General features: G+C 68.3%; 14 protein-coding genes. 5 read left to right on the plus strand and 9 right to left on the minus strand.

Translation table 11 applies throughout. From position 1 onward, the window contains the following. Positions 1 to 31: 31 nt before the first annotated feature. Genes AC3WRR_RS33455 through AC3WRR_RS33465 form a run of 3 tightly spaced genes read right to left on the minus strand, consistent with a single transcriptional unit; the run spans position 32 to position 3,544 of the window. Complete coding sequence (locus AC3WRR_RS33455; protein ID WP_011617935.1) at positions 32 to 1,678, minus strand: fatty acid--CoA ligase; 1,647 nt, start codon at positions 1,676 to 1,678, stop codon at positions 32 to 34. A gap of 11 nt (positions 1,679 to 1,689) precedes the next feature. Beyond that, on the minus strand, positions 1,690 to 2,538 hold the full coding sequence (locus AC3WRR_RS33460) for a TauD/TfdA dioxygenase family protein (RefSeq protein ID WP_011617934.1): 849 nt from the start codon (positions 2,536 to 2,538) through the stop codon (positions 1,690 to 1,692). A 25-nt stretch (positions 2,539 to 2,563) separates the two neighbouring features. After that, on the minus strand, positions 2,564 to 3,544 hold the full coding sequence (locus tag AC3WRR_RS33465) for a quinone oxidoreductase family protein (RefSeq protein WP_010810813.1): 981 nt from the start codon (positions 3,542 to 3,544) through the stop codon (positions 2,564 to 2,566). A gap of 190 nt (positions 3,545 to 3,734) precedes the next feature. Between AC3WRR_RS33465 and AC3WRR_RS33470 the strand changes: the two genes are divergently transcribed. Further along, a complete protein-coding gene (locus tag AC3WRR_RS33470) occupies positions 3,735 to 4,733 on the plus strand; it encodes an AraC family transcriptional regulator (RefSeq protein ID WP_037024847.1) in 999 nt (332 codons plus the stop codon). A gap of 14 nt (positions 4,734 to 4,747) precedes the next feature. On the opposite strand, the gene AC3WRR_RS33475 is transcribed toward AC3WRR_RS33470, so the two are convergent. Together AC3WRR_RS33475 and AC3WRR_RS33480 are read right to left on the minus strand one after the other, a co-directional pair. Continuing rightward, positions 4,748 to 5,881, minus strand: a complete 1,134-nt coding sequence (locus tag AC3WRR_RS33475; RefSeq protein WP_492299313.1) for an NADH:flavin oxidoreductase — start codon at positions 5,879 to 5,881, stop codon at positions 4,748 to 4,750. Continuing rightward, positions 5,878 to 6,276: a RidA family protein gene (locus tag AC3WRR_RS33480; RefSeq protein ID WP_010810810.1), complete on the minus strand. Its 399-nt coding sequence runs from the start codon at positions 6,274 to 6,276 to the stop codon at positions 5,878 to 5,880. Before AC3WRR_RS33480 ends, AC3WRR_RS33475 begins: the two co-directional genes overlap by 4 nt. Before the next feature lie 146 nt (positions 6,277 to 6,422). Between AC3WRR_RS33480 and AC3WRR_RS33485 the strand changes: the two genes are divergently transcribed. The 3 genes from AC3WRR_RS33485 (at position 6,423) to AC3WRR_RS33495 (ending at position 9,032) form a co-directional block, all read left to right on the plus strand. Beyond that, entirely contained in the window at positions 6,423 to 7,310 is an 888-nt protein-coding gene (locus tag AC3WRR_RS33485; protein WP_010810809.1) for a LysR substrate-binding domain-containing protein, read from the plus strand. A 69-nt stretch (positions 7,311 to 7,379) separates the two neighbouring features. Next, the gene (gene pip / locus AC3WRR_RS33490; RefSeq protein ID WP_492299314.1) at positions 7,380 to 8,336 is read left to right on the plus strand and encodes a prolyl aminopeptidase; all 957 of its coding nucleotides are present in this window, start codon (positions 7,380 to 7,382) and stop codon (positions 8,334 to 8,336) included. A gap of 42 nt (positions 8,337 to 8,378) precedes the next feature. Beyond that, entirely contained in the window at positions 8,379 to 9,032 is a 654-nt protein-coding gene (locus AC3WRR_RS33495) for a glutathione S-transferase family protein (protein ID WP_010810807.1), read from the plus strand. Here the strand turns inward: AC3WRR_RS33495 and AC3WRR_RS33500 are convergent. After that, on the minus strand, positions 8,990 to 10,297 hold the full coding sequence (locus tag AC3WRR_RS33500) for an SGNH/GDSL hydrolase family protein (RefSeq protein ID WP_492299315.1): 1,308 nt from the start codon (positions 10,295 to 10,297) through the stop codon (positions 8,990 to 8,992). The two genes, AC3WRR_RS33495 and AC3WRR_RS33500, sit on opposite strands and share 43 nt — an antisense overlap. 135 nt (positions 10,298 to 10,432) lie before the next feature. Between AC3WRR_RS33500 and AC3WRR_RS33505 the strand changes: the two genes are divergently transcribed. Next, complete coding sequence (locus tag AC3WRR_RS33505) at positions 10,433 to 11,338, plus strand: LysR family transcriptional regulator (protein ID WP_492299317.1); 906 nt, start codon at positions 10,433 to 10,435, stop codon at positions 11,336 to 11,338. Positions 11,339 to 11,353: 15 nt separating this feature from the next. On the opposite strand, the gene AC3WRR_RS33510 is transcribed toward AC3WRR_RS33505, so the two are convergent. The 3 genes from AC3WRR_RS33510 to AC3WRR_RS33520 form a co-directional block, all read right to left on the minus strand. Next, a complete protein-coding gene (locus tag AC3WRR_RS33510) occupies positions 11,354 to 12,571 on the minus strand; it encodes a cation:proton antiporter (RefSeq protein WP_492299319.1) in 1,218 nt (405 codons plus the stop codon). Positions 12,572 to 12,596: 25 nt separating this feature from the next. After that, on the minus strand, positions 12,597 to 13,328 hold the full coding sequence (fabG, locus tag AC3WRR_RS33515) for a 3-oxoacyl-ACP reductase FabG (RefSeq protein ID WP_011617927.1): 732 nt from the start codon (positions 13,326 to 13,328) through the stop codon (positions 12,597 to 12,599). A gap of 70 nt (positions 13,329 to 13,398) precedes the next feature. Beyond that, positions 13,399 to 14,628 (minus strand): NAD(P)/FAD-dependent oxidoreductase, encoded by a 1,230-nt coding sequence (locus tag AC3WRR_RS33520; protein ID WP_439672218.1) that lies wholly within the window; start codon positions 14,626 to 14,628, stop codon positions 13,399 to 13,401. Positions 14,629 to 14,922: the final 294 nt, after the last annotated feature.

A 14,922-nucleotide genomic window follows, 5' to 3' on the forward strand; every position in this document is an offset into this window, starting at 1 on the left:
GAGGCTGCCCTTTCTTCTTCCTGCTGCCGGCTCAGGCGCCGGTGCTGCGCAAGCGCTTCTTGTCGATCTTGCCGACGCTGGTCTTCGGGATCTCGTCGACAAACAGGATCCGCTCGGATTCCGGCACCGCATATTTGCTGAGCCGGTTGGCCTCGACGCGCGCCAGCAGCGACGTACGAATCGTATCCGCGGTCACCGTTGTGCCAGGCTTGCGCACCACGAATGCCATCGGCCGCTCGCCCCACCTGGCGTCCGGCACGCCGATGACCGCGCACTCCTGCACGCCCGGCACCTGCGTGACCAGGCTCTCGACCTCGATCGACGAGACCCATTCGCCGCCGGTCTTGATCACGTCCTTGATCCGGTCGACGATCTGCACGAAGCCGTCGGCCCCCATTACCGCGATGTCCTGCGTATGCAGGTAGCCGCCGGCCCACAGCTCGGCCGATGCCTCGGGCTTGCCATGGTATGCCCTGGTCAGGAACGGTGCGCGCAGCACGATCTCGCCGCGCGCCTGGCCGTCGCGCGGCACCTCGTGCATCGATTCATCCACCAGGCGGAAGTCCACCATCGCCACCGGCCGCCCCGTCGAGCAGCGCATGCGCACTTCGGTCTCATGGTCGCGATGTGCGTCGCCTGGCGGCAACTGTGCCAGCGCGACGATGGGGCCGGTCTCCGACATGCCATAGCCGGCAAACACATCCATGCCGCGCTCGAGGGCAGCCTCGCACAACGCCGGCGGCAGCGCCGAGCCGCCGATGATGAGCTTCCAGCCCGACAAGTCCTGGCCGCTTGCCTGCGCCGCCTGCAACAGCATCTGCAGCAAGGTCGGCACGCAGTGCGAGAACGTGACCCGCTCGGTCTCGCGCAACTGCAGCAGCATGTCCGGCGCATAGCGCCCCGGCAGCACGATGCGCAGCCCGAGCATGACCGCGACATACGGGATGCCCCAGGCGAGCACGTGGAACATCGGCGTGATCGGCATGTAGACGTCTTCCCGATGCAGGCGCTGTCCTTCGCGCGGCGCGCACAGGCTGGTGGCCGAGGCCAGCGCATGCAGCACGATATCGCGATGGCTGTAGCACACGCCCTTGGGATCGCCGGTGGTGCCCGTCGTGTAGAAGGTGGCGGCGCGGGTGTTCTCGTCGAACTCGGGGAAGTCGAAGTCGGGCGAGGCCGCGCTCAGCAGCGTCTCGTACTCGCCGCAGAACGGCAGAGATGTCGGCGGCACGTGCTGGCCGTCGGCCAGCAGGACAAAGCTGCGCACGCTGGTCAGCTGGCCGCGGATCTCTTCCATCACCGGCAGGAAGTCGGGATGGAGCAGCACCACCTCGGCGCCGGAATCGTTCAGCGTGTACAGGATTTGCTGCGCCGACAGCCGCACGTTGACCGTGAACAGCGTCGCGCCCATCATCGGCACGCCGAAATAGCATTCCAGGTAGCGGTGGCTGTCCCAGTCCATCACCGCCACGGTGGTGCCGTGCGCCACCCCCTGCGCCGCCAGCGCTGAAGCCAGCCGGCCGACACGCCGGTGGAAGTCGCGATAGCTATGGCGCAGTTGCCCGCGGTACGTGATCTGCTGGTCGCCGTAGAGCGACAGCGAATTGAGCAGCAGTTGCCTGACGAGCAAGGGATAGGCATAAGCCTGCGGCGCCGCAGGCACAAGGTTTGGTTGCATGTCTGCCTCCGTCAGAACGGCACGTCGCCGATGATGCCGGCGCGCTCCATTTTGCGCACCGTGGGCGCATAGTCCTGCACTGCGTAATGCTGGGTGCAGCGGTTGTCCCAGATCGCCACGCTGTTCTTCTTCCAGCGCCAGCGCACCTGGTACTCCGGGATCTCCGCCTGCGCGCACAGGTAGTGCAGCAGATCGCCGGCGCCGGGCATGAAATCCTTGCCGAAGCGGACCACGTCGTCGCGGTGGTAGTTGGCAAAGTGCGAGGTGAAGGCGTTGACGAACAGGACCTTCTCGCCCGTCTCCGGGTGGGTGCGCACCACGGGATGCTCCACCATCGGGAACTGCGCCGCCAGCGCGGCACGCTTCTCCGGCGGCATATTGGCGCCGAAGGTGTGTTCGATGCTGTGCTTGGCGCGCAGGCCTTCGATGCGGGCCTTGATGTCCTGCGGCAGGCGGCGGTACGCCTCGCCCATGTTCACCCAGATGGTGTCGCCGCCCACTGCCGGCGTTTCCACGCAGCGCAGCACGCAGCCCATCGGCGGCGCCTGGCGCCAGGTGGCGTCGCAATGGAACGAGTTCTCGTAGTGCTCGACCTTGCTGTCGGGCGACTTGTAGATCTGCACCAGGCCCGGGTGCTCCGGGTCGCTGCCTACCACCGGGTGGTCTTCCAGTTCGCCGAAGCGGCGGGCAAAGGCAACGTGTTCGGCGCGGGTGATGTCCTGGTCGCGCAGGAACAGCACCTTGTGCTGCAGCAGCAGCGCCTTGATCTCGGTGAACAGGCCGGCGTCGCGTGATGCATCGGCCAGGCTGACGCCGCTCAGTTCGGCGCCAATGGTGCAGGTCAGGGGTTCTGCATGCATGGTGTGGTCTCCTCTGTTGTTGTTCTCAGATGACGAAGATCGACGAGCCGGTGGTACGGCGCGCCTCCAGGTCCTGGTGCGCCTGGACCGCGTCTTCCAGCGCATAGCGCTGGTTGATGCCGATGCGGATGCGGCCCGCGCCCACGTGGTCGAACAGCTCGCCCGCCAGCGCTTGCTTCTCCGCAGGGTCGGCGATGTAGTCGGCCAGCGCCGGGCGCGTCAGGAACAGCGATCCCTTCATCGCCAGCAGCACGGGGTCGAACGGTGGAATCGGGCCCGATGCGGTGCCCACGCACACCATGGTGCCGCGCCGCTTGAGCGAATCCAGCGACGCCATGAAGGTGGTCTTGCCGACGCTGTCGAATACCACCGAGACCCCCACGCCGTCGGTCAGCTCGCGCACGCGCTTGGCTACGTCTTCGCGGGTGTACTGGATGATGTGGTCGCAGCCGTGCGCACGCGCCACTTCGGCCTTGGCTTCGGTGGACACCGTGCCGATCACCGTCAGGCCCAGCAGCTTGGCCCACTGCGACACGATCAGCCCGACCCCGCCCGCCGCGGCGTGCAGCAGGATGGTGTCGCCCTGGCTGAACGGATAGATGCGGCGCATCAGGTAGGCCGAGGTCAGCCCGCGCATGGTCATGGCCGCGGCGGTTTCGAAGGCAATGCTCTCGGGCAGGCGGATCAGCGGCGCGGCCGGTACCAGGCGCTCGGTGCTGTAGGCGCCCAGCGTGTTGACGAAGCCGGTGTAGGTGACGCGGTCGCCCGCCGCCACGTTGGTCACGCCCGGGCCGACGGATACCACCACGCCGGCGGCTTCCACGCCCATGCCGCTGGGCAGCGGCACGGGATAGGTGCCATTGCGGAAGTAGGTGTCGGCGTAGTTCAGTCCCACTGCGACGTGGCGGATGCGGACCTGTCCGGGGCCCGGATCGCCCACTTCCATGTGTTCATAGCGAAGCACTTCGGGGCCGCCGGTCTCGTACATGCGGACAACGTTTGCCATGGTCTTGTCTCCTGGAGTCTGGTTGGTGCAGAACACGCTGCAGCTGCAGGGAACTGTAGAGATTGCTGCCCCGGCCGGCTTTGCATTGGCTCCCGATGACTTTGCATTTCATGCCATGCGGCCCTATGATCGCTGCTGCGGCGGGCAGACCGCGCCCCCGACTGACATCTCATCGCAAGGCAACGCTGGCTTGGAAACCCTGATACGTGCTGCCGCACTAACCAACTTCCTCGAGGTTTCGCGCGACCTCGGCCTGGATCCGCAGCCGTTGCTGCGCCAGGCGCGACTGCGGCGGGCCTGGCTGGACGATCCCGACCAGCGCGTCCCGCTCAGCGCCTGCGTGGCGCTGCTGGAAGCCGCCGCGCAGGCCTCGGCCTGCCCGACCTTCGGGCTGCGCATGGCGGAGTCGCGCCAGCTGTCGGACTTTGGCGTGATGAGCCTCTTGATCAGCCAGCAGCCCACGCTGCGCGCCGCGCTGGCCACCACCATCCGCTACCGGCACCTGGTCAATGACTCGGTGGCGCTGTTGCTCGAGGATGCCGGCAGCGCCGTGGTCATCCGGCAGGAAGTGCTCAGCGACGCGCCCTCGCGGCAGGCCACCGAGCTGGCCATCGGCGTCGTCTTCCGCATGTGCGCGCTGCTGCTGGGTCCGCGCTGGCAGCCGATCGGCGTGAGCTTCACGCATGCGCCGCCGGCCGACCTGCGCATCCATCGCCGCCTGTTCGGTTGCCCGCTGGAGTTCAACGCGGACTGCAATGGCATCATCTGCCGCGCGGCCGACCTCGACGCGCCGAACCCGACGGCGGATCCGGTCATGGCACGCTACGCGCAGCAGTTCATCGACACGCTGCCGCGCGCCAACCCGCAGTCCATCGGCCATGAAGTGCGCGCCGCCATCTACCTGATGCTGCCAATGGGCCGCGCCACCTGCGAGGCCGTGGCGGAGGGCCTGGGCCTGAGCCTGCGCACCATGCAGCGCCAGCTCGACGACGCGGGCGAGACCTTTACTGAGATCCTGAACGACGTGCGGCGTGAACTGGCGCGACGGTACGTGGAGAACCCGCGCTATTCGCTGCTGCGGGTGTCGCAGTTGCTGGGGTATGGGTCGGCCAGCTCCTTTACCCGGTGGTTTTCTGCGCAGTTCGGGATGGCGCCGGCCAGCTGGCGCAGGGATCACGCGCAACGCTAGCGCGGGCGATGCCGTCAGCCTGGCGTCACCGTCGCGCGTGCTACGCGCAGCGCCAGCTCGGCATCCTTGATATTGCCCAGCGGCGCGAGGACGGCCGCGTCGAACGGCCGCACCGGCTGTCCCTCGCGCACCAGCACCGGCCAGTCCGGATTCGCAAGGGCGCCGCGTCCGAGCGCGACCAGCGTCGCGCCATCGTCCAGCAGGCCGGCCGCGCGCGATGGCTCATGCAGGCTGCCGTTGGCCATGATCGTGAGCCCGGGCGCGGCACGGCGTGCAAGCTGCACCAGCGTCGCGCCGTCGTCCGCGAAGGCGGGCTGCCATGCTTCGTGCTCCGTCACGTGGAGGTAGTCCACGGTGCTTGCCGCGAGCGCGGAGAAAACGGCGGCCGCGCCTTCCGCGCCTTCCGGCCACTTGTGGACGAAATCATTGACCTTGCCTTGCGAGATGCGCACGCCGACGGGGAAGCCAGCTCCCACGGCAACGCGCACCGCGCGGACGGTTTCCAGCGACAGGCGCATGCGCTGTGCGATGCTGCCGCCCCAGGCGTCCTGGCGTTGATTCGTATAGCCCGTCAGGAACTGATCCAGCAGATAGCCATTGGCACCGTGGATTTCAACGCCGTCGAAACCCGCGTCACGGGCCAGCCGGGCGGCCTGCGCAAAGCCTTCGATGGCCTGCAGGATGTCCGCCTCTTCCATGGCGCGCGGCATCCGGTATGGACCCTTGCCGGCATACACGGTCATTTGCAGCCCCTTGGGCTGCACCGCCGAGGGCCCGGCCGTGTGGTCGCGGAAGCGGTTGGCCTGCGACAGCGCACCGGCGTGCATCAGCTGGGCCACGATGCGCCCGCCCTGCTGGTGGACCGCGGCAACCACCTGGCGCCACGCGGCCACTTGCTGCGCATCCGTCAAACCGGGCTGGCCGGCATAGCCCTGGGCATAGGCACGGTCGGTATAGATGCCCTCCGTGACGATGAGGCCAAAGCCGCCGCGGGCAAAGCCTGCGTAGTAGCGCGTCATGGCCTCGGTGGGAACGCCTGCGGCGGTGGCGCTGATGCGCGTCATCGGCGCCACCGCGAGCCGGTTGCGCAGCGGCACGCCGTTCAGGGCCAGCGTATCGAACAGTGAGGGCGCGGCGGGCGTGGTCATCGCGCAGCTTCTGCGGCCAGGGCGATGGCTTCGATCTCGATCTTCGCGTCCGGCGAGTAGAGCGCCGAGACCTCGACGATGGTGTCGGCCGGATAGGGGGCAGAGAACCACTTGCGGCGCAGTGCGACGATCTTCGGGAAGTGTGCCATCGAGGTCAGGAAGATCGTCACCTTCACCACGCGGTCCAGCCCCGAGCCGCCCGCCTGCAGCGCGCGCCTGAGGTTGCTGAACGCCTGCTCGGCCTGGGCATCGAAGTCGTCACGGCCCACGATGGCGCCATCGTCGCCGACCCCGGCCTGGCCGGAGACAAAGAGGAAGCCGCCGGCCCGGATGGCTTGCGAAAGCAGATAGGGAGCATAAGGGTCGGGTTGGGTGTGGACTTGTTCCAGTAGCATTGCTGACTCCGGTAGATGATTTAGTAGAATTCACCTGGTCGCCTGGGTGGCCGATCAGATAGGTCAAGTATCGGAGCGGAGATCAGGCCGCGACAAATGGTCGCTTTTCAGTCGACACATGAATACATCTCATCTAAGGGGGAGGCTTGCGCAAACTGCCGCCACTGGGTGCCCTGCGCACCTTTGAAGCCGCCGCCCGGCGCGCCAGCTTCAAGCACGCGGCGGACGAACTGCACGTCACGCCGACGGCGGTCAGCCACCAGATCCGGTTGCTGGAAGAGAGCCTTGGCGTGAAGCTGTTCGAGCGCCAGACCCGCAAGGTGCGCCTGACGCCCGCCGGGCATCAGTTGTTTCCCGCGGTGCGGGACGGCCTGGACGGGATGGAGCGCGCCGTGCTGGCGGTGCAGCGCAGCGCACAGGCCAACGTTGCCACGCTGACGTCGACGGTTGCCTTCATGGCCAGGCGGCTGGCACCGCGCGCCGGCCAGTTCCGCACGGCCTACCCTGACTGGACGCTGCGCCTGGATGCGTCGGACCAGGTCGTCGACCTGGACCACGATGCGGACGCTGCCATCCGCTACGGCAGCGGCAGCTATCCCGGCCTGGTGGTCGAGCCGTTGTTCTGCGACCGGTTTGCGCCGGTCTGCAGCCCCGGCCTGAAGCTGGCCAGCGTGCAAGACCTGAAGCACGCCACGCTGGTGCACTTCGAATGGGGCGCCGGCGCGCGCGATGACGAGCGCGCGCCGGTATGGCACCAGTGGCTGGCGCACGCCGGCGTCGAGGTCACCGATCCACAGGCGGGCCTCAGCTTTACCGACGAGATCCACGCCGTGCAGGCCACCATTGCGGGACAGGGAGTCGGCCTGCTCAGCCTGACGCTGGTCGCCGAAGAGCTGGCCTCGGGCGTGCTGGTGCAGCCCTTCGGGCTTACGCTGGAGAGTTTCCGCTATGACCTTGTCTACAGCGAGCGCGCCGCGGAGCGTCCCGCCACGCGGTTGCTGAGGGACTGGGTGAAGGCGGTGTTCGCCGGTTAAGGGGCGGGCTACTGTTTGACGTTCCCTCCGGCGTACACTGTGGCTCCCGATCTCCGTAGACCCATATCCATGCCGGCCTTGCGCACCCTCTATCCCGAAATCGAGCCCTATGAAACCGGCACGCTGGATGTCGGCGACGGGCATGTCATCTACCACGAGCGCGTGGGCACGCCCGGCGCCAAGCCGGCGGTGTTCCTGCACGGCGGGCCCGGTGGCGGGATCTCTGCGGACCACCGGCGGCTGTTCGATCCGGCGCGCTATGACGTGCTGCTGTTCGACCAGCGCGGCTGCGGGCGTTCGACGCCGCATGCGGGGCTGGAGGCCAACACCACCTGGCACCTGGTCGACGATATCGAGCGCCTGCGCGATCTGGCCGGCGTGGAGCGCTGGCTGGTGTTCGGCGGCTCATGGGGCTCGACGCTGGCGCTGGCCTATGCGCAGAAGCACCCGCAGCGCGTCAGCGAGCTGGTGCTGCGTGGCATCTACACGGTGTCGCAGGCCGAGCTGGACTGGTACTACCAATACGGCGTGTCCGAGATGTTCCCCGACAAATGGGCGCGTTTCCAGGCGCCGGTGCCCGAGGCCGAGCGCGGCAACATGATGGCCGCGTACCGCAAGCTGCTGACTGGTGACGACCAGGACAAGCAGGTGGAAGCGGCACGCGCATGGAGCGTTTGGGAAGGCGAGACCATCACGCTGCTGCCAGACGCCGGCAACAGCGCCAAGCATGACGACGGGCACTTCGCGCTGGCGTTCGCGCGGCTGGAGAACCACTATTTCACGCACCGCTGCTGGCTGGAAGACGGGCAGCTGCTGCGCGACGCGCACAAGCTGGCCGACATCCCCGGCGTGATCGTGCACGGCCGCTATGACATGCCGTGCCCGGTGCGCTATGCCTATGCGCTGCACCAGGCGTGGCCCGCGGCCGATTTCCACCTGATCGAAGGCGCCGGCCATGCGTGGACCGAGCCGGGCATCATGGACCAGCTGATTGCCGCGACCGATCGCTTTGCGGCGCAGCAGTAGTCGCGCGCCGACCACCACCGAAGATCACCACCGGAGACCACGATGGAGCTATACGCCCACCCGTTTTCGTCCTATTGCCAGAAGGTCCTGGTTGCGCTGTACGAGAACGCCATCCCCTTCGAATTCCGGATGCTGTCGCCTGAACACGCGCAGAACATGGACGAACTCGCCAGGCTGTGGCCGCTCAGGCGCATGCCGGTGCTGGTCGATGGCAGCCGCACGGTGTTCGAGTCCAGCATCATCATCGACTACCTGGACCAGCATCACCGCGGCCCGGTGCGCTGGCTGCCGGATTCGCCCGACGCCGCGCTGGAAGTGCGCATGCTCGACCGCTTCTTCGACCAGTACGTGATGACGCCGATGCAACGCATCGTGGCCGACTACCTGCGCCCGGCGGAGCACCGCGATGCCTATGGCGTGGCCGAGGCGCGCAAGCTGCTTGACTCGGCCTACGCCTGGCTTGAGCCAACGCTGGCCGGCCGGGAATGGGCTGCGGGCGGCGCCTTCACTCTGGCCGATTGCGCTGCCGCGCCATCGCTGTTCTACGCGGACTGGGTGCATCCCATCCCCGATGCGCGCGGCAATGTGCGCGCTTATCGCAACCGGCTGCTGGCGCGGCCATCGTTCGCGCGCGCGGTGGACGAGGCGCGGCCTTACCGCCCGCTCTTTCCACCGGGTGCGCCGGACCGGGACTGACGGCCAAGCTCAGGCAGCGCCGCATCGATCTGCGCCGCCATGGCGCCATAGCCCGCGTCGCCGGGATGCAGGTGGTCGCCGCTGTCGAACGCCGGCAGCAGCGCCTGCGGGCGCGCGGGATCGCGCACCGCGGCGTCGAAGTCCACCACCCCATCGAACGCGCCGCCGTTGCGGATCCAGTCGTTGACCGCCAGCCGCACCGCTTCCTTGCCCGGGCTGTCATAGCCGCGGATCGGCGTATCGCGCAGCGCCCCCGCAAACGGCGTGATGGTGGCGCCGATCACGCGCACGCCGCGCGCATGGGCGCGCGCGATCAGGCGGCGGTAGCCCTCGATCAGCTCGGCGGCCTGCGGCACCGCATCGCCCGGTGCAAAGGTGGAGCCTGGCCAGGCGATATCGTTGATGCCGATCGCCACGATCACGGTGCGCACATGCGGCTGGCTCAGTACGTCGCGATCCAGCCGCGCCAGCGCGGACTCCCCCATGCCATCGCGCAGCAGCCGGCCGCCGGAGATGCCGGCATTGAGCACAGCCACGCCGTTGCCGGCAGCACGCTGTGCCAGCACGTCGGGCCAGCGGCGGTTGGTGTCGGGGGTTGAGCCGTTGCCCTCGGTGATCGAATCGCCGATGGCCACCACGGCGCCGGCATGCCCGGGCGCATCGACCTGCACCTCGCTGAGCAGGATGCGTGCGCTGAACGACTGCGGCGCAGGCAGCGTGGCCTGCCTGGTCGCATTGCCGGCCACGAGCCACGCGGTCTGGCGCCCATCCCAATGGAACGACTCGATCGCTGTCGGTTGCGGCAGGTAGAGGCTGAGTGCCAGTTCGCCCAGTACGGGGGAGTCGAAGACGACCGGATCGCTTGCCACGGACTGGCCAGCCGGGAGAATCACCGACGCGCTGCCGCGGAACGTCACCGCGCTGCTGCCCGCCGCATCGGTACTGCCACCGCCGGCATGGCGCGCGAGTTGCGCCGCGCCGACCGCGACCGGGTGGCGGCCGTAGGGGTTGGACAGCACCACGCGCACGCGCTTGCCGCCCACGCTGAGCCGTACCACCTGGCGCAGCGTCTGGCCGGACAGCACCGCGGGCACGCCGGTCGGCAGCGGCTGGGCGCCGGGCTGCCACACCGGCTGCTGGCTTGCCATCCAGCTGGTCAGCCAGGCCGGGTCTTGCAAGGGGCTGGCCAGCGCCGCGGTGCTGGCGATGGTGGCGGACAACGTCAGCGCAGTCAGGCGGCGCAGGATGCGGGGAATGCGGAACATGGTTTGCCTCGGTTCGTGGACCGGCGTTGGTGCCGGGATGGCGCCAAAGGTAGGGCATTCCAGAAATGACAGGTAGCGGGCAGAATGGCATATCGCTCATGCCATGATGGAATGAGTGGGCACACAAGGAACGGCATGGACACCATCAGGGCAATGCAGGTCTTCGTGCGCGCCGTGGAGCTGGGCAGCCTGTCGGCGGTGGCGCGCGAGCAGCAGTCGACCCAGCCGACCATCAGCAAGGTCGTGGCTGCGCTGGAGAAAGAGATGGGCGTGCGGCTGCTGGAGCGCAGCACCACCAGCCTGTCGCCGACCGAGGCGGGGCGGCGCTTCCATGAGCGCGCGCGCCGCGTGCTGGATGAATACGGCGAGGCGGTCAGCGATGCGCGTGGCATGTCCGGGCAGCCGGCCGGGCGGGTGCGTGTCAGCGCGCCGGCCAGCTTCGGCGTGCTGCGGCTCAATGCGCTGGTGCTGGCGTTCCAGCAGCGCTATCCGGAGGTAGAGGTGGAGTTGCTGTTCGACGACCGCTTCGTCGACCTGGTGGAGGAGGGCGTCGACATCGCGGTGCGCCTCGGCGCCTCGCTGCCGCCCAATGTGGTCGCGCGCCGCATCGCGGTGTCGCCGCGGCTGCTGGTAGCCTCGCCCGACTACCTCGCACGCCATCCGCGCATCCGGCAGCCGGCCGACCTGGCGCGGCACCAGATCCTGCGCTTCACCTGGCTGGCCGCCGGCGACGAGATCGTGCTCGACGGGCCCGGCGGGCAGGCGCCGGTGAGCGCGTCCTGCCGCTACCGCGTCAACAACTCGCTGGCGATGCGCGAAAGCTTCCTGGCCGGCGCCGGCTTTGGCATGACGCCGGCATGGCTGGTGCAGGACCTGCTCGACAGCGGCGCCCTGCAGCGCGTGTTGCCACGCTGGAGCGGTCCGGCGCAGGAAGCCTTCCTGGTCTATCCGTCGCGGCGCTACCAGCCGGAGCGGGTGCGGCTTTTGCTGGACTACCTGGCGCAGGCGATTGCAGGGTTGCCGGGATTGACTCCGGTGTGAGCGGCCGGATGGCGCTTAATGCAACCGGCCCCGCGCTACCAGCATCGTCAACGGCCGCGCCAGCAGCGTGCTGGCCAGCGCCATCAGCAACAGTCCGGAAAACGCCGCGGTGCTGATGATGCGCGCGTCCAGCAGCACGGTCAGCACCACCACCTCGACCAGGCCCTTGGTCTGCAGCAGCGTGCCCAGTGCCAGCGATTCGTGCCAGCCCATGCCGGCGCGGCGCGCGGGCAGCGCGACGCCGGCCATCTTGCCGGTGATCGCGATGACCAGCGACAGCAACGCGATCCACAGTGTCATCGGATTATCCAGCGAGATCTCGGTGCGCAGTCCGGCGGCCAGGAAAAAGAAGGGCAGCAGCACCACCACCGTGACCGGTTCGAGCTGCTGGCGCACACGCTGCGCTTCGCGTGCGGGCCATACCAGTCCGGCGACGAAGCCGCCCATCACATGGTGCAGCCCGGCCAACTCCCCCAGGAATGCCGACGCCAGCACCAGGAACAGCGCCATCGCCAGCAGCAGCTCGGTCTCCGGCGCGCGGCGGCGCAGCAGCCATGCCAGCGCGGGGCGCACTGCCAGGAACATGAACGCCAGGTAAGCACCGGCGCGGGCCGCCACGATGAGGCCGCTGGCGCCGTCCTGGCCGCCATGCTGCAGCAGCACCAGGGTCAGGAACAGCCACACCCAGGCATCGTTGACGGCCGCGCAGCGCAAGGCCAGCTGGCCCAGGCGGGTGCCGGTCAGGCGCATCTCGCGCAGCAGCGCACCCAGCACCGGCAGCGCCGTGACGGCAGTGCAGATGCCCATGGCGCAGGCAAACCAGTAGGGGCTGGCCAGTTCCCCCGCGACCGGCCAGCCGGCCGTGGTCATCCACCAGCCGGCAGCGGCCCCCAGCGCGAACGGCGCCGCAATGCTGCCCAGCGAGATCTGCAGGGTCGCGCGCCAGTGCGCGGGCACGCTGTCTTCGCGCAGGTGCAGGCCGGTCAGGAAGCAGAACAGCGTCACCGCCAGCCACTGCAGGCCGGACAGCATCGGCAGGCGATCAGGGCCGAACAGCGCGGTCCAGCCCTGCGGCGCCAGTTGCCCGAACACCGACGGCCCCAGCACGATGCCGGCCAGCACCTGCACACCGACCAGCGGAAACACCGGGCGCAGGCCGGCACCACGCCATAGCAGGTAGGGCAGGGCGACCACCAGCATCGCCTGCAGGAAGAAGATGCTGACCCCGTTCATGGGGTCACGCTGGCGACGACGCGCTTCATCCGAACATGCCCCCGTTGACCGAGATCACCTGGCGCGTGATATAGCCAGCGTCGGGCGACATCAGGAAGGCCACGGTCGCGGCCACTTCGTCGGGCGTGCCGAGCCGCCGCGCCGGGATCATGCGCAGCGCCTCGTCGCGCACGTGCTGCTCGACCATGTCGGTGTCGATCAGGCCGGGCGCCACGCAGTTGACTGTGATGGCGCGTTTGGCAAGTTCGATCGCCAGCGCCTTGGTGGCGCCGATGATGCCGGCCTTGGCCGCGCTGTAGTTGGTCTGGCCGCGGTTGCCCACCAGGCCCGAGACCGACGACAGCGTGACGATGCGCCCGGGCTGGCGCCGCTGCACCATCGGCATCACCACCGGGTTGAGCACGTTGTAGAAGGCGTCGAGGTTGGTGTGCACCACCTCGTCCCATTCGGCGCCGCTCATGGCCGGGAAGGCCGCGTCGCGCGCCAGGCCGGCGTTGCACACCACGCCGTAGTAGCAGTCATGTGCGGCGATATCGGCCAGCAGCGCGGCAGCGGCTTCCTCGCGCCGGGCCACGTCGAAGCACAACACGCGGGCCTTGCGGCCGCAAGCGCGCACCGCGTCGGCGACGGAGTCGGCTTCGTCGCGGCGCGAGCGGCAATGCACCACCACGTCATAGCCGTCGCGGGCCAGCCGCAGGGCGATGGCGCGACCGATGCCGCGCGACGATCCCGTAACCAGCACGGTCGGATTGGTCATACCAGGTGTCCTTGAAAAAAGTCCTCTGCGGGCGCAGGCGCGAACGCGGAACGCGTGCAGATGCGGCGCATCATACGCGGCAGAATTCTTCCAGCACCGCCAGCCGGCGGCGCGGCTCGGCCACGAAGGGGTTGCTGCGGTCCCACGCGTAGCCGGCCAGGATCGACGAGATCATGTCGCGGATCTCGGAGTTGGCATTGGGATGGAAGATCAGCTGCTGGAAGCGGCCCTCGTACCAGGCTTCGACAAACACGCGGAAGCAGTCCACGCCGGCCTTGAGCGGCTGGGCGAAGTCCTGCTCCCAGTCCACGGTGTCGCCGGCAAGCTGGCGCACCAGGCATTGCGCCGCCAGGCTGGCCGACTTGAAGGCGATGGTCACGCCGGACGAGAACACCGGGTCCAGGAACTCCCCGGCATTGCCGAGCAGCGCATAGCCGTTGCCCCACAGGGACTTCACATTGGCCGAATAGCCGGAGATCTGGCGCGCGGGGGTGTCCCACTGCGCGTTGCCAAGTAGCTTTGCCAGGCCGGGTTCCTCGGCCACCAGCGCCCGCAGCCGTTCGGTCTCGGTGCCCGTGTAGCGGTCCAGGAATGCCTTCTCGGCAACCACGCCCTGCGAGCAGCGGCCGTCCGAGAACGGGATGGTCCAGTACCAGACGTCAGGGTGTTGCGGATGCACGCTGATCAGGATCTTGTTGCGATCGAAGGCGCCCGGCGCGATGCGGTCTTCCACGTGGGTGAAGAGCGCGCTGCGCACCGGGAAGCCCGACGGCGATTCCAGCTGCAGCAGGCGCGGCAGGATGCGGCCAAAGCCGGAGGCATCGAGCAGGAACTTCGCGCGCACGCTGTACCGGCTGCCGTCCGGCGCACGCACGGTCACCTCCGGCTGCGCGCCGCTGACGTCGACGTCCTCGACCAGGTGCGAGAAGCGCACCTCGGCGCCCTGGCGCGCCGCCTCGCGGATCAGCACGTCGTCAAAGCGCGCGCGCTGCACCTGGTAGGTGGTGCCCCAGCCGGGCGAGAACTTCTCGCGAAAGTCAAAGGCGGTCTGCTGGTCGCCGCGCGCGAAGGCGGCGCCGTTCTTGTACTGGAAGCCCGCTTCCACCACCGCGCGCAGCATGCCTGCCTCTTCGATGTAGGCCATGCTCTGCGGCAGCAGGCTTTCGCCGATGGAAAAGCGCGGGAACGTCTCCTTCTCGATCACCAGCACCGGAATCCCATGCTTGCGCAGCAAGCCGGCCGCGACCGAGCCCGCGGGCCCTGCGCCGATGATGACGACATCCGTGGTTTCCGTTTTCATAAGGTTCGACTCTTTTCTTCTCTTGCATGAACGCCGCGAGGGTAGCGCAAAGCGTCATCCTCCGCGGCAAACGCGAGAATATGACTGCAAATTGGCTCCCGTTGGCCGGCCTGCAACATATTGAAACCAATTCTCCCGGGCTGGATCCCCGATGGGCCGCACGGAAACCGGCAGGGGGCCAGCAAGCCACGCCGACTCGCGGCAAAATGTGGAACCGTGGTCACAGTCTGCAGTTTCCGCCTGTGCCCTGTGCTTTCACCACCCCGACGCCATCCCACCCCCACCTAAGGAGCC

It is taken from the genome of Cupriavidus sp. FW305-3-2-15-C-LB2, from assembly GCF_058787575.1.

What these genes read in the sequence shown, in the direction of transcription:
- AC3WRR_RS33480 (WP_010810810.1), bottom strand. Translation starts at nt 6,276, where the DNA reads ATGCTACTGGAACAAGTCCACACCCAACCCGACCCTTATGCTCCCTAT.
- AC3WRR_RS33500 (WP_492299315.1), bottom strand. Translation starts at nt 10,297, where the DNA reads ATGTTCCGCATTCCCCGCATCCTGCGCCGCCTGACTGCGCTGACGTTG.
- AC3WRR_RS33465 (WP_010810813.1), bottom strand. Translation starts at nt 3,544, where the DNA reads ATGGCAAACGTTGTCCGCATGTACGAGACCGGCGGCCCCGAAGTGCTT.
- AC3WRR_RS33505 (WP_492299317.1), top strand. Translation starts at nt 10,433, where the DNA reads ATGGACACCATCAGGGCAATGCAGGTCTTCGTGCGCGCCGTGGAGCTG.
- fabG (WP_011617927.1), bottom strand. Translation starts at nt 13,328, where the DNA reads ATGACCAATCCGACCGTGCTGGTTACGGGATCGTCGCGCGGCATCGGT.
- AC3WRR_RS33510 (WP_492299319.1), bottom strand. Translation starts at nt 12,571, where the DNA reads ATGAACGGGGTCAGCATCTTCTTCCTGCAGGCGATGCTGGTGGTCGCC.
- AC3WRR_RS33495 (WP_010810807.1), top strand. Translation starts at nt 8,379, where the DNA reads ATGGAGCTATACGCCCACCCGTTTTCGTCCTATTGCCAGAAGGTCCTG.
- AC3WRR_RS33475 (WP_492299313.1), bottom strand. Translation starts at nt 5,881, where the DNA reads ATGACCACGCCCGCCGCGCCCTCACTGTTCGATACGCTGGCCCTGAAC.
- AC3WRR_RS33460 (WP_011617934.1), bottom strand. Translation starts at nt 2,538, where the DNA reads ATGCATGCAGAACCCCTGACCTGCACCATTGGCGCCGAACTGAGCGGC.
- AC3WRR_RS33455 (WP_011617935.1), bottom strand. Translation starts at nt 1,678, where the DNA reads ATGCAACCAAACCTTGTGCCTGCGGCGCCGCAGGCTTATGCCTATCCC.
- pip (WP_492299314.1), top strand. Translation starts at nt 7,380, where the DNA reads ATGCCGGCCTTGCGCACCCTCTATCCCGAAATCGAGCCCTATGAAACC.
- AC3WRR_RS33520 (WP_439672218.1), bottom strand. Translation starts at nt 14,628, where the DNA reads ATGAAAACGGAAACCACGGATGTCGTCATCATCGGCGCAGGGCCCGCG.